The following is a 20624-nucleotide window of genomic DNA, read 5'->3' on the forward strand; positions in this document are numbered from 1 at the left end:
TAGTATAATAGGGGAAGCAAAAGTAGAAAAGAGAAAAATATGGGAATTCGTGGTTTTGAGCTTGTTTCAAGCTTTACAAATGAAAATTTACTGCCAAAGCGTGAGACGGCTCATGCGGCTGGCTATGATTTGAAGGTAGCAGAGCGCACAGTTATTGCGCCCAAAGAGATTAAGTTGGTGCCGACAGGTGTCAAGGCCTATATGCAGGCTGGTGAGGTGCTTTATCTTTATGATCGTTCATCTAATCCACGTAAAAAAGGATTAGTTTTGATTAACTCTGTGGGTGTTATCGACGGGGATTACTACGGTAATCCGGGAAATGAAGGGCACATTTTTGCGCAAATGCAGAACATTACAGATCAAGAGGTGGTTTTAGAAGAAGAAGATCGTATCGTTCAAGCTGTTTTTGCGCCGTTCTTGCTTGCTGATAATGATGAAGCAGATGGTGTGCGGACAGGTGGTTTTGGAAGCACTGGGCATTAAGAAAGAGGAATCTATCATAGCCAAGAAAAAAGCAACATTTGTTTGTCAAAATTGTGAATATCATTCCCCCAAGTATTTAGGGCGCTGTCCTAACTGTGGGGCTTGGTCGTCCTTTGTCGAAGAGGTCGAAGTTACGGAGGTTAAGAATGCGCGTATTTCTCTGACAGGGGGAAAAAGTCGACCGATGAAGTTAGCAGAGGTGACTTCTATCAATGTCAACCGTACCAAGACAGATATGGAAGAGTTTAACCGCGTCTTGGGCGGTGGCGTGGTGCCAGGAAGTTTAGTTCTAATCGGAGGAGACCCAGGTATTGGGAAATCTACCCTTTTATTGCAGGTTTCGACCCAACTCTCTCACAAAGGAACGGTCTTGTATGTCAGTGGGGAAGAGTCTGCCGAGCAGATTAAGCTGCGCGCGGAACGTCTAGGCGATATTGATAGTGAGTTTTATCTCTATGCTGAGACCAATATGCAGAGTATTCGTGCTGAGATTGAAAAAATCAAACCAGATTTTTTGATTATAGATTCCATTCAGACGATTCTATCGCCAGAAATTTCCAGCGTGCAAGGGTCGGTTTCGCAAGTGCGAGAAGTGACAGCGGAGCTGATGCAGCTGGCAAAAACCAACAATATTGCCACCTTTATCGTCGGTCATATGACGAAAGAGGGCACTCTGGCTGGACCTAGAACTTTGGAACATATGGTGGATACAGTACTTTATTTTGAGGGTGAGCGTCAACATACTTTTCGTATTTTGCGAGCGGTTAAAAACCGCTTCGGCTCTACGAATGAAATCGGTATTTTTGAAATGCAGTCAGGTGGTCTGGTTGAAGTACTCAATCCTAGCCAGGTTTTCTTAGAGGAGCGTTTAGATGGAGCGACAGGCTCTTCTATCGTGGTGACTATGGAGGGGACGCGTCCAATCCTTGCGGAAGTGCAGGCTTTGGTGACGCCGACCATGTTTGGCAATGCCAAGCGGACAACGACAGGATTGGACTTTAATCGCGCCAGTCTGATTATGGCTGTTTTGGAAAAGCGAGCAGGGTTATTATTGCAAAATCAAGATGCCTACCTCAAGTCAGCAGGCGGTGTCAAATTAGATGAGCCAGCTATTGACTTAGCTGTTGCCGTTGCAATTGCTTCGAGTTATAAAGATTTGCCAACGAATCCACAAGAATGTTTTATTGGTGAAATCGGTCTGACGGGCGAAATCCGCCGTGTCAATCGCATTGAGCAGCGTATCAATGAAGCTGCTAAGCTGGGCTTCACCAAAGTTTACGCTCCTAAAAACTCTCTGAACGGATTGAACATTCCCGAAACTATTGAAGTTATTGGTGTAACAACGATTGGAGAAGTATTGGAGAAGGTGTTTGGGTAAGTTAGTGTAACTGAGCATTGAATTGATAGGTGAGCCAGACAACGGACTCTACATTGCTAAGAAAATTCTGTAAATGATTGGAAGAATAATAAAGTTTCATCGTTTCTGTTATTTCTTTTCGACAACTATGTGGTATAATAGTAACGTTTGAAATAAAAACAGGTTTTTCCTGTTGAAAATATAAGATAAAAATTAGGAGACATAAAATTGGCGAATCAAATTCGTGTGCGTTATGCACCAAGTCCAACGGGACTGTTACACATCGGGAATGCGCGGACTGCGCTCTTTAATTATCTTTACGCTCGTCACTACGGCGGAACTTTTATCATTCGGATTGAAGATACTGACCGTAAACGTCATGTGGAAGACGGGGAGCGTTCGCAGTTGGAAAATCTGCGTTGGTTAGGAATTGATTGGGATGAGAGTCCAGAAACGCATGAAAAATATCGCCAATCTGAACGCTTGGACATTTACCAAGGTTATATCAATGAGTTACTTGAAAAAGGCTTGGCTTACAAGTCATACGTGACGGAGGAAGAGTTGGCAACAGAGCGTGAACGTCAGGAAGCTGCTGGAGAAACACCTCGTTACATCAATGAATATCTGGGAATGTCTGAAGATGAAAAAGCAGCTTATATAGCAGAGCGTGAAGCAGCAGGCATTGTTCCAACAGTCCGTCTTGCAGTCAATGAATCTGGTATTTACAAGTGGAACGATCTTGTCAAAGGTGAGATTGAATTTGAAGGTGGCAACATCGGTGGTGATTGGGTTATCCAGAAAAAAGACGGTTATCCAACTTATAATTTTGCGGTTGTGGTGGATGACCACCTGATGAAAATTTCTCACGTTATCCGTGGAGATGACCACATTGCTAATACACCTAAGCAGCTCATGGTATATGAAGCACTTGGTTGGGAAGCGCCACAATTTGGTCACATGACCTTGATTATCAACTCTGAAACGGGTAAGAAATTGTCCAAACGTGATACAAACACCCTTCAATTTATCGAGGATTACCGTAAGAAAGGCTACTTGCCTGAAGCTGTTTTTAACTTTATCGCTCTGCTTGGCTGGAATCCTGGCGGTGAAAATGAAATCTTCTCTCGTGAAGAATTGATCCAACTCTTTGATGAACATCGTCTCAGCAAGTCTCCGGCTGCTTTTGACCAAAAGAAATTAGACTGGATGAGCAATGAATACATTAAAAATGCGGATTTTGAAACCATTTTTGATATGGCGAAACCTTACTTGGAAGCGGCTGGTCGTTTGACTGACAAAGCTGAAAAATTAGTTGAACTTTACAAACCACAAATGAAGTCTGTAGATGAAATCGTACCGCTCACAGACCTTTTCTTTGAAGATTTTCCAGAGCTAACGGCAGAAGAAAAAGAGTTTATGGCAGGCGAAACAGTACCAACTGTTTTGAAAGCATTCAAAGAAAAATTGGAAGCTATGAGTGATGAAGACTTCAAGTCAGAAAATATCTTCCCACAAATCAAGGCAGTGCAAAAAGAAACGGGTATCAAAGGCAAAAATCTCTTTATGCCAATTCGTATCGCTGTTTCAGGCGAAATGCACGGTCCAGAATTACCAGACACCATTTACCTGCTTGGACGTGAAAAATCTATTGAGCACATCGAAAATATGTTGAAGAACATCCAATAAATTTAACGAAAACATCACATGTGTTAAACTTGTGGTGTTTTTGCTTTTATATGATGAAATGCTTGGTTTTATGTTATAATAACTCTTAATACTAAATCGAAATGAGGAATGTCTATGTCAGCCACTAAAATGACCGCTCAGGAAATTATTCAGTTTATAGCGGATGCTAAGAAAAAGACAAATGTAAAAGTGACCTTTGAAGGAAAACTAGTGGACGAAGTGCCGGATTCTGTTGTCAAATTGGGCAATGTTCTATTTGGTGACTGGGAAGAAATTAAACCTCTTTTGGTTAATTTAGAAGAGAATAAAACCTATGTGGTGGAGCAGGATGCTCGAAATTCTGCCGTGCCGCTGTTAGACAAGCGTGAGGTCAATGCTCGGATTGAGCCAGGAGCTATTATCCGCGACCAGGTGGAAATCGGTGATAATGCCGTGATTATGATGGGAGCCGTTATCAATATCGGAGCTGAAATTGGTGCTGGAACGATGATTGATATGGGAGCCGTTTTAGGTGGTCGAGCTATTGTTGGAAAAAACAGTCATGTGGGTGCTGGGGCTGTTCTTGCCGGTGTTATTGAGCCAGCCAGTGCTGAGCCAGTTCGCGTGGGAGATAATGTTTTGATTGGAGCCAATGCTGTCGTTATTGAAGGAGTGCAGATTGGCAATGGTTCTGTCGTCGCTGCAGGGGCTATTGTGACGACGGATGTGCCAGAAAATGTTGTTGTAGCTGGTGTGCCAGCGCGTGTGATTAAGAAAATTGATGAACAAACCCAGCAGAAAACAGCATTGGAAGACGCTCTTCGGACACTTTAAAGAGGGAAATGTATGATTGATTATCAAAAAATTCGCCGAGACTTGCATCAAATTCCGGAAATTGGGCTGGAAGAGTATAAGACTCATGCCTATCTGATGAGAATAATTGATGAGTTGATTGCTGGCTTGGATTTTGTTGAGATTCGGACCTGGCGTACGGGAATTTTAGTCTTTGTCAAAGGCAGTACACCTGTTAAGACGATTGGCTGGCGGACAGATATTGACGGCTTGCCGATTGTTGAGGAGACAGGGTTTGCCTTTGCTAGTCAACATGAGGGACATATGCATGCCTGTGGGCATGATATGCACATGACAATCGCTCTGGGTTTGTTGGAGAAATTAACTACTGAGCAGCCTAAGAATAATCTACTTTTTCTTTTCCAGCCAGCTGAGGAAAATGAAGCTGGGGGTATGCTGATGTATGAAGATGGAGCCTTTGGCGATTGGTTGCCAGATGAATTTTATGGGCTTCATGTGCGACCTGACCTCAAGGTAGGAGATATTGCTACGAATACTAGTACACTTTTTGCAGGGACTTGTGAAGTTAAATTAACTTTTAAGGGCAAGGGTGGTCATGCTGCATTTCCACATAATGCTAATGATGCTTTGGTAGCAGCTAGCTATTTTATCACTCAGGTTCAGACCATTGTGAGTCGCAATGTAGATCCGATTGAAGGAGCTGTCGTTACCTTTGGTGAATTCCATGCTGGAACAACGAATAATGTGATTGCTGAAACTGCCTTTCTGCACGGAACCATTCGAACATTGACGCAGGAGATGAATTTGCTCACTCAAAAACGCCTGCGGGAAATCGCTGAAGGAGTAGCCCAGTCTTTTGGTGTAGAGCTTGATTTGGAGCTGAAACAAGGTGGTTATCTTCCTGTGGAAAATCATCCTGAATTAGCTGCTCAATGTATGAACTTTTTCCAAAAAGAGAGTGACGTGCACATGATTGATATTTCACCCGCAATGACCGGTGAGGACTTTGGTTATCTGCTCAGTAAAGTCAAGGGTGTGATGTTCTGGTTGGGGATTGATAGTCCTTATGCACTTCATCATCCTAAAATGGCGCCAGATGAAGCAGCCTTGCCTTTTGCTATTGAAAAATTTGGGAAGTTTTTAAGTTCAAAAGTTAATGAATGATGGGCTGGGAATGTTGATAATGTTTCTGATTGAGGAGAAGATAAATGAAGGCAGATTTGCGCAAAACTATAGTCAGAAAAATGAAAGAGCAGGAATTGATAGTAAAACAGCAGAGAGATGCTTTGCTCACTCAGTACTTGCTGGAATCTTCTACTTATCAACAAGCTAGAACAGTTGCGGTTTATTTATCTTTGCCACACGAGTTTGACACAGGTCTTTTCATCAGGCAGGCTCAAGCAGATGGCAAGCGGGTTTTGGTCCCTAAGACTTATCCCCAAGGGCGCATGACTTTTGTAGATTATAATCCAAATGACTTGGAATTGACTGTTTTTGGTATCTGGGAACCAAGAAGTGAACGAGCGGTGGAAAAATCTCATATTGATTTGATTCATGTTCCAGGTGTTGCTTTTAACAAAAAAGGCTATCGTATTGGCTATGGAGGCGGCTATTATGACCGCTATTTGGCTGATTTTAAAGGGATGACAGTCAGTACAATTTATCCTTACCAGTTAGTTGATTTTCAACCAGATAATTATGATATTCCCGTTCAGGAGGTATTGATTTGTGAATAAAATTTATGATAAACGTTATCCAGTGACGAGCTTATTATTGCTTATCACGACAGGAGTTTTCTTAGCAATGTTTCTGTTGCGTGGCTTTAATTATGCTAGTACCCAAACGATTTACGAATTTGGAGCGATGAATGGTCGAACGATTCAATATTTCCCAAGCCAGATCTGGCGCTTAGTATCGGCGATTTTTGTTCATATCGGCTTGGAGCATTTTGTGATGAATATGATTACGCTGTATTTTCTCGGGCGGCAAGCCGAGGACATTTTTGGCTCGTGGAATTTTCTGTTTCTTTACTTGATGTCTGGCATTTTAGGAAATGTATTTGTCTTCTTTTTCACTCCAAATGTTGTGGCGGCAGGTGCCTCTACATCTTTGTTTGGGATTTTTGGCGCTATTATTACTTTGCGCTATGCAGTTCGCAATCCCTATATTCAGCAACTCGGTCAGTCATACCTAGTTCTTCTAGTTATGAACTTGGTGTTGAGCTTGACACCGGGAATTAGTCTGGCAGGTCACTTAGGTGGTGCAGTCGGGGGCGCTTTGTGTGCGGTTATTTTTCCAGTTCGAGGGGAAAGAAGAGCTTATCAAGTGGGGCAACGGTTATTGGCGTTGATTGCTTATGTTGTTTTAGCTTTGGGAATGATTTGGTTAGCTTTTAATCGAAGCATATAAAAAGAGGTTAGATAGACTGCTGTATCTCGCAGCAATCTGTTTTCACCTCTTTTTGCTTTATATTTGTTGACCAACTAAAATCTTTGCAGCAATCGTGATGTCAGTTAATGGTGACCAATCTATTTTATCAATGTCAATATTAAAAAGAAGCGGTGTCATGTGAAGAAGTGCCGCTTTCTCATTTTCTCTCAAGCTGAAAGTGGCTGCAACGTCATAAGAATTCGTAATGGTAAAGGCTTCTTCAAAATGCTCAATGATTTTGTGATTGGAATAATTTGTGTTTGTTAATTGCTCGGCAACGATACTACGAATTTCTTGCAAGTGTTGGCTGCTAGGAATAACCTTAATGAGCAGGCCGTTTTTCCGCAAGACGCGCTGAAATTCTTGGTAATTGGCGGGAGAGAAGATGTCTAAAATCACATTCATGCTAGCATCTTGAATAGGGATGTGCGCCAGATCTCCAACAAACCAACTTACCGTCAGGCTGTGGTCACTTTTGGCTGCTAGTTGAATAGACTCTTTTGATAAATCGAATGCATAGATATGTTTAGCTGGCAATTGTGCTTGCAAATTTCGAGCATAATAGCCTTCTCCGCAGCCAATGTCCAGCAGATTGTCGTGTTGTGATAAAGATGATAAAATTTCTAGTAATTTCTTCAAAATTGGCTGGTAAAATCCTGCTTCGAGAATCAATTGTCGATTTTGAAAGTTGGATTTATCGTAGTCTTTTGATTGCTTCACCTGTGGAGCCAAGTTGACATAGCCAAACTTTGCCAAGTCGAAGGAATGCTTATTTTTGCATTTGAGACTATTTTCTGATAAAAACAAGGCTTGCTGACAAAAAGGGCAAGAAAAAAGCTTAGCTGTTTCAAAGCGTTTAAGTTTGGGTTTCATGCGTTTTCTCTTTCATCAATTTCTGTGTCTAGTGTAACATGTGAGAAATGCTTTGACAAGTAGATAAAGAAAGGGAATTTTAAAATGAACCACACTTTTAAAGCGGTTGGAGCTAAAACAAGCACTATGACAATATGCTTTTTGCTAGTGAGAATGAAAAGAAGCTGGAGCGAAAAGTCTCCAGCTTCAAAGTATATAGCGCAATAAACCAACGATGTAGTAGTTGATTGCTCTCTTTCCTATTTTAGTAAGTCAAAACAAAATATTTTTTCTTACCACGACGAATAACAGTTAGTTCGTTTTCTAATTTGTCAGCGTCCGTTAATCTGTAGTCAAGGTCTTGAATGCGTTCACCATTGATATAAATAGCGCCGTTTTGGACATCTTCACGCGCTTGGCGTTTAGAGTTGACAACGCCAGCCGTTACCAAAAGTTCTACGATATTGAGATTATCATCTGCTTTCACTTGATAATTTGGCACACCACGGAGACCTTGTTTCAGCTCTTTGACAGAAAGATTTTTGATATTTCCGGCAAAAAGCTGCTCGGTAATATTGAGTGCTTCTTTGTAGGCTTTTTCACCGTGCACGAGTGTAACGACTTCTCGCGCTAAGATTTTTTGTGCCAAACGTTCATGTGGAGCTGCTTCAAATTGTTTTCTGATTTCTTCGATTTCATCAAGCGGAAGAAGGGTGAAAATTTTAAGGAAACGAACGGCATCAGCGTCCATGACATTCATCCAGAATTGGTACATTTCGTAAGGACTGGTCTTATCAGCATTGAGCCATACAGCGTTGCCTTCTGACTTTCCAAATTTCTTACCGGTTGCATCTGTGATAAGGGGCACTGTAATAACGTGAGCTGTTTTGTCTGCCTTTCGACGAAGCAATTCTGTACCAGCAGTCATATTGCCCCATTGGTCAGAACCACCGATTTGTAAAGTGACACCGTATTGCCGATTTAGCTCAAAAAAGTCATAGCCTTGCATGATTTGGTAAGCGAATTCTGTATAAGAAATCCCTGTTTCAATTCGTTTTTTTACGGACTCTTTACTCATCATGTAGTTGACGGTGAAATATTTTCCAACATCGCGTAGAAAATCAATAAAGCTAATATCGGAGAACCAGTCGTAGTTGTTGACCATTTCAGCCTTGTTATCGCCATTTTCAAAATCAAGAAAACGAGATACTTGCGCTTGAATGCTTCGTACCCAGCCCTCAACGGTGTCTTTTGTTTGTAAACTCCGCTCTGTATCTTTAAATGATGGGTCGCCAATTAAGCCAGTTGCACCGCCGACGAGAGCGTAGGGTTTGTGACCTGCCAACTGTAAATGTTTCATGACAAGGATTGGTACAAGATGACCGAGGTGCAGGCTGTCAGCTGTTGGATCGTAGCCAGAATAAAAACTAACATTTCCTTCCGCTAAGGCTTTGCGCAACGCGTCTTCGTCAGTTGTCTGAAAAACTAAACCACGTTCTTTTAGCTCATCAAAAATGTGCATATCTGTCTCTCCTTTATAAAATTTCTAGTTATTGTAACATTGTATCACAAACAGCCATTAGAATGTAGTGAAATTGCAAAAATAATTTAAAAAAACAATGATTCCAGCCAAGGATTGCCTTTCCTGTTGTCAGAAGTTTCATAAATTTGCTATAATAGGCAGAGAAAGTTCAAGGAGAAAGAATGAGTAAACAAGTTTTTGAAAAGATGAAACGATTGTTTGAGAAATTTTTTCAAACGAATCGTCCTAGCAAAAATGAAAAAGAAAGCTGGACACTTTGGAGTGTTGGCGGGACTGTCCTTCGTACTCTAAAGTTATTGTCAAATGTCTTTTTTGTGCTTGTTTTTTTAGGTTGCTTGTTTGGTGGAGGTATTGCATTAGGTTATGGTGCTAGAATCTTTAACAACGTTGAAACTCCTAAAAAAGAAGAGCTCATTAAAAAAATTCAAGATATTTCAACTATTTCTGAATTAAAATATGCTGACGGCAGCTCCATTTCAGCCATTGATAGTGATTTATTGCGAGTGCCAATTAAGAGTAAAGATATTTCTGACAATGTGAAAAAAGCGGTCATTGCGACAGAAGATGAGAATTTTAGGAAGCACAATGGGGTTGTCACAAAAGCTGTTTTGCGGGCGACGCTAGGCTCTGTTGTAGGGATTGGTTCCTCAAGTGGAGGTTCTACCTTAACTCAACAGTTAATCAAGCAACAAGTTGTCGGCGATGCTCCAACCTTTAGTCGTAAAGCATCAGAAATCATTGATGCGCTGGCTTTAGAACGCTACATGAGCAAAGACGATATTTTAACGACTTATTTGAATGTGGCACCGTTTGGGAGAAATAACAAAGGGCAAAATATTGCTGGTGTGGAAGAAGCGGCACAAGGAATTTTTGGAGTTCCTGCCAGCAAATTGACAATTCCTCAAGCAGCTTTTATTGCTGGTTTACCACAAAGTCCAATTGTTTACTCTCCTTATGCAGCTGACGGTAGCCTGAAAAGTGCTAAAGATATGACTTTTGGTCTCAATCGTGCGAAAAATGTTATTTACAATATGTACCGGACAGGTGCGATTAGTAAAGACGAGTACCAATTGTATAAAGATTATGATTTAAAACGAGACTTTTTACCAAGTGATACGACTTCGGCAAGAACACATGACTATCTATATTACGTTGCTATGAAAGAAGCTCAAAAAGCAATGTATGATTACTTAATCAAACGTGACAATGTTTCACAGCAAGAGTTGAAAAATGATGCAACGGTGAAAGCCTACAGAGAACTAGCTACGAAAGAGTTGAGCGAAGGCGGCTATACTGTCACCACAACCATTAATAAGAATGTGCATAATGCAATGCAAAATGCAATAGCTAATTTTGGTAGTGTCTTAGATGATGGAACAGGTGCAGTCGAAGCAGGAAATGTCCTCATGGATAATCGTACAGGAGCTATTTTGGGGTTTGTGGGAGGACGTGATTATGCTTCTAACCAGAACAACCATGCATTTGATACAGAGCGCTCACCAGGTTCAACCATTAAGCCGATTTTAGCCTATGGTATTGCCATAGACCAAGGGCTTATGGGAAGTGCCAGCATGTTGTCTAACTACCCTGCAAATTTCTCTAGCGGCGAACCCATTATGCACGTAGATAGCCGTGGTACAGCCATGATGGATTTGCAGGAGGCTTTAAATACTTCTTGGAACATTCCAGCTTATTGGACTTATAAATTGCTTCGTGACAAAGGAGTTAATGTCCAAGGGTACATGGAGAAAATGGGCTATCAAATTGAAAATTACGATATTGAAAGTCTGCCAATGGGAGGAGGTGTTGAAGTATCTGTCGCCCAACACACCAATGGTTTCCAAACTTTAGCCAATAATGGGGCATACCAAGAGCGCTATATGATTGAAAAGATTACGACAAAAAACGGGAAAGTTGTCTATGAACACAAAGCAAAACCTGTTCAGGTTTATTCTAAGGCAACAGCGACGATTATGCAAAGTCTTATGCGTGGGGTATTGAGTTCGGGTGCTACGACGACCTTCAAATCTCGTTTAACGCAGATCAATAGCGGTTTAGCTAGTGCTGATTGGATTGGAAAAACGGGTACGACTAACAGCAATGGTGACATGTGGCTCATGGTATCCACTCCTAAATTAACGTTGGGTGGCTGGATTGGTCATGACAATAATGTTTCAATGGCACCTTTGACGGGTTACAACAACAATGCTCAGTATATGGCTCAACTAGTAAATGCAATTTATCAAGCCGACCCAAGTCTCTGGGGAGTTGGTGACAAGTTCAATCTAGATTCTAGTGTCATTAAGTCCAATGTTCTTAAAGCAACGGGTGAACGAGCTGGCACAGTAACAGTCAATGGTCGCAGTATGAATCTGGCCGGACAGACAGTTACTAGCTATTGGGCAAAAAACGGTGCTCCGATGACCACCTATAAATTTGGAATCGGTGGTACAGATAGTGATTATCAAAAAGCTTGGGTAGCACTTTTAGGCGGACGCTAAATAAAGGTAAATAAAAACACTTTCATAAGTAAAAAACTTGAAAAGCAGAGTTAAATAAGGTATAATATTACTAATAATTTGTCGTCTGCTTTATTTGAAATATTGTCCATATAAAGCTTACAGCAGTTAAATCATACTTTCAGAGTCAGATTTAGCTGCTCTTTTTGTGCCTATTTTTGGGATTTTTATTGTTTGTCATTAAAACTTAAAGATTCTGAAAATTACTCAAAAAGGACAAATGAAAATTGCTACTCTATCATGTAATAGAGAATGTAGAAAGAAGAAGGAGTAAAAAACTTGGCAGGACATGAAGTTCAATACGGGAAACACCGTACTCGTCGTAGTTTTTCAAGAATCAAGGAAGTTCTTGATTTACCAAATTTGATTGAAATCCAAACGGATTCGTTCAAAGATTTTCTTGACCATGGTTTGAAAGAAGTATTTGAAGATGTACTTCCTATCTCAAACTTTACAGACACAATGGAGCTAGAGTTTGTTGGTTATGAAATTAAAGAATCCAAATACACTTTAGAAGAAGCACGTATCCATGATGCCAGCTATTCTGCACCTATTTTTGTGACTTTCCGTTTGATTAATAAAGAAACTGGTGAAATCAAGACCCAAGAAGTGTTCTTTGGCGATTTCCCAATCATGACCGAAATGGGGACATTCATTATCAATGGTGGTGAGCGGATTATCGTATCACAGCTCGTTCGTTCTCCGGGTGTTTACTTCAACGATAAAGTAGACAAAAATGGTAAAGTTGGTTATGGTTCAACTGTCATTCCTAACCGTGGAGCTTGGTTAGAGCTGGAAACAGACTCAAAAGATATTGCTTATACTCGGATTGACCGTACTCGTAAGATTCCGTTTACGACACTTGTTCGTGCGCTTGGTTTTTCTGGTGATGATGAAATCTTTGACATTTTCGGCGACAGCGATCTCGTTCGCAACACGATTGAAAAGGATATTCATAAAAATCCAATGGATTCACGTACGGATGAAGCGCTTAAAGAAATCTATGAACGTCTTCGTCCAGGTGAGCCTAAAACAGCTGATAGCTCACGTAGTCTATTGGTCGCTCGTTTCTTTGATCCACATCGTTACGACTTGGCGGCAGTTGGTCGTTATAAAATCAATAAAAAATTAAACATTAAAACACGTTTGTTAAATCAAACAATTGCAGAGCCTTTGGTAGATCCAGAAACAGGTGAAATCTTGGTTGAAGCTGGAACTGTTATGACACGTAGTGTCATTGATAGCATTGCAGAATACTTGGACGGTGATTTGAATAAAATTACTTATATTCCAAATGATGCAGCTGTATTGACGGATCCAGTCGTTCTTCAAAAATTCAAAGTGGTGGCGCCAACTGATCCAGATCGCGTGGTGACTATTATTGGTAATGCTAACCCAGGTGATCGAGTTCATACGATTACGCCAGCAGATATTTTGGCTGAGATGAATTACTTCTTGAACCTCGCTGAAGGGCTGGGTCGTGTGGATGATATTGACCACTTGGGAAATCGTCGGATTCGTGCCGTTGGTGAATTACTTGCTAACCAAGTACGTCTTGGCTTGTCTCGTATGGAGCGCAATGTGCGTGAACGCATGAGCGTGCAAGATAACGAAGTACTGACTCCGCAACAAATCATTAACATACGCCCAGTTACAGCAGCTATCAAAGAATTCTTTGGTTCCTCTCAATTGTCTCAATTTATGGATCAACACAATCCACTGTCTGAGTTGTCTCACAAGCGTCGTTTATCTGCCTTAGGACCTGGTGGTTTAACACGTGACCGTGCAGGATACGAAGTGCGTGACGTGCACTATACCCACTATGGTCGTATGTGTCCGATTGAAACACCTGAAGGACCAAATATTGGTTTGATCAATAACTTGTCTTCTTATGGGCATTTGAATAAATATGGCTTTATCCAAACGCCTTACCGTAAAGTGGATCGTGAAACAGGTCTGGTCACTAATGAAATCGTTTGGTTGACAGCGGATGAAGAAGATGAATTTATCGTAGCGCAAGCAAATTCTAAATTAACAGAAGATGGTCGTTTTGCAGAAGCGATTGTCATGGGACGTCACCAAGGGAACAACCAAGAATTTCCTTCAGATCAAGTAGACTTCATGGATGTATCGCCTAAGCAGGTAGTTGCGGTTGCGACGGCTTGTATTCCTTTCCTTGAAAACGACGACTCAAACCGTGCTCTCATGGGTGCCAACATGCAACGTCAGGCGGTACCGTTGATTGATCCGCATGCACCATACGTTGGTACGGGAATGGAATACCAAGCAGCTCACGACTCTGGTGCGGCGATTATTGCCCAACACGACGGTAAAGTTGTATATTCTGATGCAGCCAAAGTTGAAGTTCGTCGTGAAGATGGCTCACTTGATGTCTATCATATTACGAAATTCCGCCGTTCAAACTCTGGTACTTCTTACAACCAACGTACGCTGGTAAAAGTTGGCGATACAGTTGAAAAAGGTGACTTTATCGCAGACGGACCTTCTATGGAAAAAGGTGAAATGGCGCTTGGACAAAATCCAATCGTTGCTTATATGACATGGGAAGGTTACAACTTTGAAGATGCCGTTATCATGAGTGAACGTTTAGTGAAAGACGATGTTTACACGTCTGTTCACTTGGAAGAATTTGAATCAGAAACACGTGATACAAAGCTTGGACCTGAAGAAATTACGCGCGAAATTCCAAATGTTGGGGAAGATGCTTTGAGAGACCTTGACGAAATGGGAATTATCCGCATTGGTGCTGAGGTAAAAGAAGGCGACATTCTTGTCGGTAAAGTAACACCGAAAGGTGAAAAAGACTTATCTGCTGAAGAACGCCTGCTTCATGCAATTTTCGGTGATAAATCTCGTGAAGTACGTGACACATCTCTTCGTGTACCACATGGTGGTGCTGGGGTTGTCCGTGATGTGAAAATCTTTACTCGTGCGAACGGTGATGAATTGCAATCTGGTGTCAACATGTTGGTGCGTGTTTACATTGCTCAAAAACGAAAGATCCGCGTTGGGGATAAGATGGCCGGACGCCACGGAAATAAAGGGGTTGTTTCCCGTATCGTTCCAGTTGAGGATATGCCTTATCTTCCAGACGGAACACCAGTAGACATCATGTTGAACCCACTTGGGGTGCCATCACGTATGAATATCGGACAGGTTATGGAGCTTCACCTTGGTATGGCTGCTCGCAACCTTGGTATCCACATAGCAACGCCAGTATTTGACGGAGCAAGCTCAGATGACCTTTGGGATACTGTTCGTGAAGCAGGCATGGATAGCGATGCCAAGACGATTCTTTATGATGGTCGTACGGGCGAGCCGTTTGACAACCGTGTATCTGTCGGTGTCATGTATATGATTAAATTGCACCACATGGTCGATGATAAGCTTCATGCCCGTTCCGTTGGTCCTTATTCAACCGTTACGCAACAACCTCTTGGTGGTAAAGCGCAGTTTGGTGGACAACGTTTTGGAGAAATGGAAGTTTGGGCTCTTGAAGCCTACGGTGCTTCTAACGTCCTTCAAGAAATCTTGACTTACAAGTCAGATGACATCAATGGTCGTTTGAGAGCTTATGAAGCCATTACCAAAGGTAAGCCAATTCCAAAACCAGGTGTTCCAGAATCCTTCCGTGTCCTTGTAAAAGAATTGCAATCACTTGGTCTTGACATGCGTGTCCTTGATGAAGACGACAATGAAGTCGAACTTCGTGACTTGGATGAAGGCATGGATGATGATGTGATTCATGTAGACGATCTTGAAAAAGCACGTGAAAAAGCAGCACAAGAAGCAAAAGCCGCTTTTGATGCTGAAGGGAAAGAATAAGAACTGATTCAATAGATAATAAAGAAAGGTAAGAAATAGTGGTTGATGTAAATCGTTTTCAAAGTATGCAAATCACCCTAGCTTCTCCTAGTAAAGTCCGCTCTTGGTCTTATGGGGAAGTGAAGAAACCTGAAACAATTAACTACCGCACACTAAAACCAGAACGCGAAGGGCTTTTTGATGAAGTCATCTTTGGTCCTACGAAAGACTGGGAATGTGCGTGTGGAAAATATAAACGGATTCGTTATAAAGGAATCATTTGTGACCGTTGTGGTGTTGAAGTAACTCGTACTAAAGTTCGTCGTGAACGTATGGGACATATTGAGTTGAAAGCACCTGTCTCTCATATTTGGTATTTTAAAGGAATCCCAAGCCGAATGGGCTTGACCTTGGACATGAGCCCTCGTGCCCTTGAGGAAGTCATCTATTTTGCAGCTTATGTGGTGATTGATCCTAAAGATACACCACTTGAGCACAAATCCATTATGACGGAGCGGGAATATCGTGAACGCTTACGGGAATATGGTCAAGGCTCCTTTGTTGCAAAAATGGGTGCTGAAGCAATTCAAGATCTCTTGAAACAAGTAGATTTGGAAAAAGAAATTGCAGAGCTCAAAGATGAATTAAAAACGGCAACTGGACAAAAACGTGTCAAGGCTATTCGTCGTTTGGATGTTTTAGATGCCTTCCAAAAATCTGGTAACAAACCAGAATGGATGGTCTTAAACATCTTGCCAGTTATTCCGCCAGACTTACGTCCAATGCTTCAGTTGGATGGTGGGCGCTTCGCTTCTTCTGACTTGAATGACCTTTACCGTCGTGTTATCAATCGGAATAATCGTTTGGCACGTCTTTTGGAACTAAATGCTCCTGGAATCATCGTGCAAAATGAAAAGCGGATGTTGCAAGAAGCGGTTGATGCTTTGATTGACAATGGTCGTCGTGGTCGTCCTATTACTGGACCAGGTAGCCGCCCGCTCAAATCATTGAGTCACATGCTCAAAGGGAAACAAGGTCGTTTCCGTCAAAACTTGCTGGGTAAACGGGTTGATTTCTCAGGACGTTCGGTTATTGCAGTTGGTCCGACACTCAAGATGTACCAATGTGGTGTGCCACGTGAAATGGCTATTGAGCTTTTCAAGCCATTTGTCATGCGTGAAATTGTCGCGCGTGATATTGTGCAAAATGTCAAAGCTGCTAAGCGCTTGGTAGAACGGAATGATGAACGCATCTGGGATATTTTAGAAGATGTGATTAAAGAACACCCAGTGCTCCTTAACCGCGCACCGACGCTTCACAGATTAGGAATTCAAGCGTTTGAGCCAGTTTTGATTGACGGAAAAGCTCTTCGTTTGCACCCACTTGTGTGTGAAGCTTATAATGCCGACTTTGATGGAGACCAAATGGCGATCCACGTGCCCTTGTCAGAAGAAGCCCAAGCAGAAGCACGGATTCTCATGCTGGCAGCTGAGCACATCCTCAATCCAAAAGACGGGAAGCCAGTAGTAACCCCTTCACAGGATATGGTCTTGGGGAACTACTATCTGACTATGGAAGAAGCTGGTCGTGAAGGAGAAGGAATGGTCTTTAAAGACCGTGATGAAGCTGTAATGGCTCTCCGTAATGGCTATGTTCACTTACATACGCGTGTTGGGATTGCGACGGATAGTTTAAACAAACCATGGACAGAAAATCAAAAACACAAGATCCTCTTGACAACAGTGGGTAAGATTCTTTTCAATGATATCATGCCAGATGAATTACCATATTTGCAAGAGCCAAATGCCTCAAACATGGCAGAAGGTGTGCCAGCTAAGTATTTCTTAGAACCTGGTCAAGATGTCAAAGCAGCTATCAGTAAGCTGGAATTAAATGTGCCATTCAAGAAGAAAAATCTTGGAAATATCATCGCTGAAATCTTCAAACGCTTCCGTACAACTGAAACATCTGCTTTCCTTGACCGTTTGAAAGATCTCGGCTATCATCATTCAACGTTAGCAGGCTTGACAGTAGGGATTGCTGATATTCCGGTCGTTGAAGATAAGGCAGAAATTATCGAAGAGTCCCACAAACGTGTAGAACAAATCACCAAACAATTCCGCCGTGGTATGATTACAGACGATGAACGCTACAATGCAGTTACTGCTGAATGGCGTGCAGCTCGTGAAAAATTGGAAAAACGTTTGGTTGCCAACCAAGATCCTAAGAATCCAATCGTTATGATGATGGATTCTGGAGCCCGTGGTAACATTTCTAACTTCTCACAACTTGCTGGTATGCGTGGTTTGATGGCTGCTCCTAATGGCCGCATCATGGAATTGCCTATTCTATCTAACTTCCGTGAAGGTTTGTCTGTTTTGGAAATGTTCTTCTCTACTCACGGTGCTCGTAAAGGGATGACTGATACAGCCCTTAAAACAGCTGACTCAGGTTATCTGACTCGCCGTTTGGTTGATGTGGCGCAAGATGTGATTATCCGTGAAGACGACTGTGGAACCGATCGTGGTCTTGTTATCCGCTCAATTACTGATGGTAAAGAAATGATTGAGCCATTAGAAGAACGCTTGATTGGTCGTTATACGAAGAAATCGGTTAAACATCCTGAAACAGGCGAAATCATCGTTGGTCCAGATGTATTGATTACAGAAGATATGGCGCATGAGATTGTTAGCGCTGGTGTCGAAGAAGTCACTATTCGCTCTGTCTTTACATGTAATACACGTCATGGGGTTTGCCGTCGTTGTTACGGTATCAACTTGGCAACGGGCGATGCGGTTGAAGTCGGTGAGGCAGTCGGAACGATTGCTGCTCAATCTATCGGTGAACCTGGTACACAGCTTACAATGCGTACTTTCCACACGGGTGGTGTTGCGTCTAATACCGATATCACACAAGGTCTTCCTCGTGTCCAAGAAATCTTTGAAGCCCGCAATCCGAAAGGGGAAGCAGTTATTACTGAAGTCAAAGGCGAGGTGACTGCGATTGAAGAAGACGCTTCTACTCGGACTAAGAAAGTCTTTGTTAAAGGGGCAACTGGTGAAGGGGAATATGTAGTACCATTTACAGCTCGTATGAAAGTAGCAGTAGGGGATAAAATCTCTCGTGGCGCTGCTCTGACAGAAGGTTCTATCCAACCTAAGCACTTGCTGGCTGTTCGTGATGTCTTGTCTGTTGAAACTTACTTGCTTGCTGAAGTACAAAAAGTTTACCGCAGCCAAGGGGTAGAAATCGGTGACAAGCACATCGAGGTAATGGTTCGTCAAATGATTCGCAAAGTGCGTGTCATGGATCCAGGAGATACAGACCTTCTCATGGGTACACTCATGGATATCACAGACTTTACCGATGCTAACCGTGATGTGGTCATCTCTGGAGGAGTTCCGGCAACTGCTCGTCCAGTCCTTATGGGAATTACTAAAGCATCTCTTGAAACCAATAGTTTTTTGTCAGCGGCTTCCTTCCAAGAAACCACTCGTGTCCTCACAGATGCGGCTATCCGTGGTAAGAAAGACCACTTGCTTGGTCTCAAAGAAAATGTTATCATTGGTAAAATCATCCCAGCTGGTACAGGTATGGCTCGTTACCGTAACCTTGAACCACAAGCTGTCAATGAAGTCGAAATTATCGAAGATGCAACTGTAACAGGACCTGTGGAAGAAACCACTCCAGTAGAATAATAAAGAGTCGAGCCTTCTCGGCTCTTTTCATGTTCAAAATTATTTTGTGAAAACTTTCCTTATATCAAGAAAACTTTTAGAAAATATGATATAATAGTTTCGTATAAAATAGAAAAAGGAGTTTTTGTAACATGGCAAAACTTACTGTTAAAGACGTTGAATTGAAAGGCAAAAAAGTCCTTGTTCGCGTTGATTTCAATGTGCCGCTTAAAGACGGAGTTATCACAAATGATAACCGTATCTCAGCTGCTCTTCCAACAATCAAGTATATCCTTGAACATGGTGGACGTGCTATTCTTTTCTCTCACCTTGGACGTGTGAAAGAAGAAGCTGATAAAGAAGGAAAATCTCTTGCACCAGTTGCGGCTGATTTAGCTAAAAAATTAGGTCAAGATGTTGCTTTCCTTCCAGGAGTAACTCGTGGAGCAGAGCTTGAAGCAGCGATCAATGCCCTTAAAGACGGTGAAGTTCTTCTTGTTGAAAACACTCGTTTTGAAGATGTTGACGGCAAGAAAGAATCTAAAAACGATCCAGAACTTGGTAAATATTGGGCAAGCCTTGGAGACGGTATCTTTGTAAATGATGCATTTGGTACAGCTCACCGTGCTCACGCTTCAAATGTTGGTATTTCTGCTAATGTGGACAAAGCAGTTGCAGGTTTCCTTCTTGAAAACGAAATTGCTTATATCAAAGAAGCTGTTGAAAATCCAGTTCGTCCATTTGTAGCAATCCTAGGTGGTTCTAAAGTATCAGACAAGATTGGTGTTATCGAAAATCTTCTTGAAAAAGCTGATAAAGTCCTTATCGGTGGTGGTATGACTTATACTTTCTACAAAGCACAAGGTATCGAAATCGGTAACTCACTTGTAGAAGAAGATAAGTTGGAGGTTGCGAAAGCTCTGCTTGAAAAAGCAAACGGTAAATTGATTTTGCCAGTTGACTCGAAAGAAGCCAATGCTTTTGCGGACTACACTGAAGTAAAAGATACTGAAGGTGAAGCAGTAGACCCTGGTTTCCTTGGACTTGATATCGGTCCTAAATCAATCGCTAAATTTGACCAAGAATTGACTGGTGCGAAAACAGTTGTTTGGAATGGTCCAATGGGTGTCTTTGAAAATCCTGACTTCCAAGCTGGTACAATCGGTGTCATGGACGCTATCGTGAAACAACCAGGCGTGAAATCTATCATCGGTGGTGGTGACTCAGCTGCTGCAGCTATCAATCTTGGTCGAGCAGACAAGTTTTCATGGATCTCTACAGGTGGCGGCGCTAGCATGGAGCTTCTCGAAGGTAAAGAGTTACCAGGACTTGCAGCACTTACCGAAAAATAATTTTAACAGAAGGCGGTTTTTCCGCCTTTTTTATATTTTGTAAATAAACTAGCTAGTTTCTGTATTTTAATTTGCTGTATTCACGGTTTTGAAATAAAATAAGTAAAG

General features: G+C 41.9%; 13 protein-coding genes. 11 read left to right on the forward strand and 2 right to left on the reverse strand.

Annotation, left to right across the window (positions count from 1 at the left end; genetic code table 11):
• Positions 1-39: 39 nt before the first annotated feature.
• The 7 genes from SanJ4206_RS00955 (at position 40) to SanJ4206_RS00985 (ending at position 6727) form a co-directional block, all read left to right on the forward strand.
• On the forward strand, positions 40-483 hold the full coding sequence (locus SanJ4206_RS00955) for a dUTP diphosphatase (RefSeq protein WP_003029453.1): 444 nt from the start codon (positions 40-42) through the stop codon (positions 481-483).
• Positions 443-1861 (forward strand): DNA repair protein RadA, encoded by a 1419-nt coding sequence (gene radA / locus SanJ4206_RS00960; RefSeq protein ID WP_100069431.1) that lies wholly within the window; start codon positions 443-445, stop codon positions 1859-1861. The genes SanJ4206_RS00955 and radA overlap by 41 nt, the downstream gene beginning before the upstream one ends.
• 207 nt (positions 1862-2068) lie before the next feature.
• On the forward strand, positions 2069-3526 hold the full coding sequence (gene gltX, locus SanJ4206_RS00965) for a glutamate--tRNA ligase (RefSeq protein WP_022525455.1): 1458 nt from the start codon (positions 2069-2071) through the stop codon (positions 3524-3526).
• 114 nt (positions 3527-3640) lie between these two features.
• A complete protein-coding gene (gene dapD / locus SanJ4206_RS00970) occupies positions 3641-4339 on the forward strand; it encodes a 2,3,4,5-tetrahydropyridine-2,6-dicarboxylate N-acetyltransferase (RefSeq protein ID WP_003029450.1) in 699 nt (232 codons plus the stop codon).
• Between the two features lie 12 nt (positions 4340-4351).
• Positions 4352-5482 (forward strand): N-acetyldiaminopimelate deacetylase, encoded by a 1131-nt coding sequence (locus SanJ4206_RS00975; RefSeq protein ID WP_022525454.1) that lies wholly within the window; start codon positions 4352-4354, stop codon positions 5480-5482.
• A gap of 44 nt (positions 5483-5526) precedes the next feature.
• Complete coding sequence (locus SanJ4206_RS00980) at positions 5527-6054, forward strand: 5-formyltetrahydrofolate cyclo-ligase (RefSeq protein WP_003029448.1); 528 nt, start codon at positions 5527-5529, stop codon at positions 6052-6054.
• Positions 6047-6727: a rhomboid family intramembrane serine protease gene (locus tag SanJ4206_RS00985; RefSeq protein ID WP_003029447.1), complete on the forward strand. Its 681-nt coding sequence runs from the start codon at positions 6047-6049 to the stop codon at positions 6725-6727. Before SanJ4206_RS00980 ends, SanJ4206_RS00985 begins: the two co-directional genes overlap by 8 nt.
• A gap of 57 nt (positions 6728-6784) precedes the next feature.
• On the opposite strand, the gene SanJ4206_RS00990 is transcribed toward SanJ4206_RS00985, so the two are convergent.
• Positions 6785-7621 (reverse strand): putative RNA methyltransferase, encoded by an 837-nt coding sequence (locus SanJ4206_RS00990; protein ID WP_003029446.1) that lies wholly within the window; start codon positions 7619-7621, stop codon positions 6785-6787.
• A gap of 244 nt (positions 7622-7865) precedes the next feature.
• Entirely contained in the window at positions 7866-9122 is a 1257-nt protein-coding gene (gene tyrS, locus SanJ4206_RS01000) for a tyrosine--tRNA ligase (protein ID WP_003029444.1), read from the reverse strand.
• Between the two features lie 182 nt (positions 9123-9304).
• Between tyrS and pbp1b the strand changes: the two genes are divergently transcribed.
• The 4 genes from pbp1b to SanJ4206_RS01020 all read left to right on the forward strand — a co-directional run bounded on the left by pbp1b (position 9305) and on the right by SanJ4206_RS01020 (position 20516).
• On the forward strand, positions 9305-11644 hold the full coding sequence (gene pbp1b / locus SanJ4206_RS01005) for a penicillin-binding protein PBP1B (RefSeq protein WP_003029441.1): 2340 nt from the start codon (positions 9305-9307) through the stop codon (positions 11642-11644).
• A gap of 297 nt (positions 11645-11941) precedes the next feature.
• Positions 11942-15508: a DNA-directed RNA polymerase subunit beta gene (gene rpoB, locus SanJ4206_RS01010; protein WP_003029439.1), complete on the forward strand. Its 3567-nt coding sequence runs from the start codon at positions 11942-11944 to the stop codon at positions 15506-15508.
• Positions 15509-15546: 38 nt separating this feature from the next.
• On the forward strand, positions 15547-19185 hold the full coding sequence (gene rpoC / locus SanJ4206_RS01015) for a DNA-directed RNA polymerase subunit beta' (RefSeq protein WP_003038969.1): 3639 nt from the start codon (positions 15547-15549) through the stop codon (positions 19183-19185).
• A gap of 131 nt (positions 19186-19316) precedes the next feature.
• Positions 19317-20516 carry a phosphoglycerate kinase gene (locus SanJ4206_RS01020; RefSeq protein WP_003029436.1) on the forward strand — a complete coding sequence of 400 codons (1200 nt, stop codon included), beginning with the start codon at positions 19317-19319 and terminating at the stop codon, positions 20514-20516.
• Positions 20517-20624: the final 108 nt, after the last annotated feature.

Source organism: Streptococcus anginosus (genome assembly GCF_001697145.1).
Classification (GTDB): domain Bacteria; phylum Bacillota; class Bacilli; order Lactobacillales; family Streptococcaceae; genus Streptococcus; species Streptococcus hominis.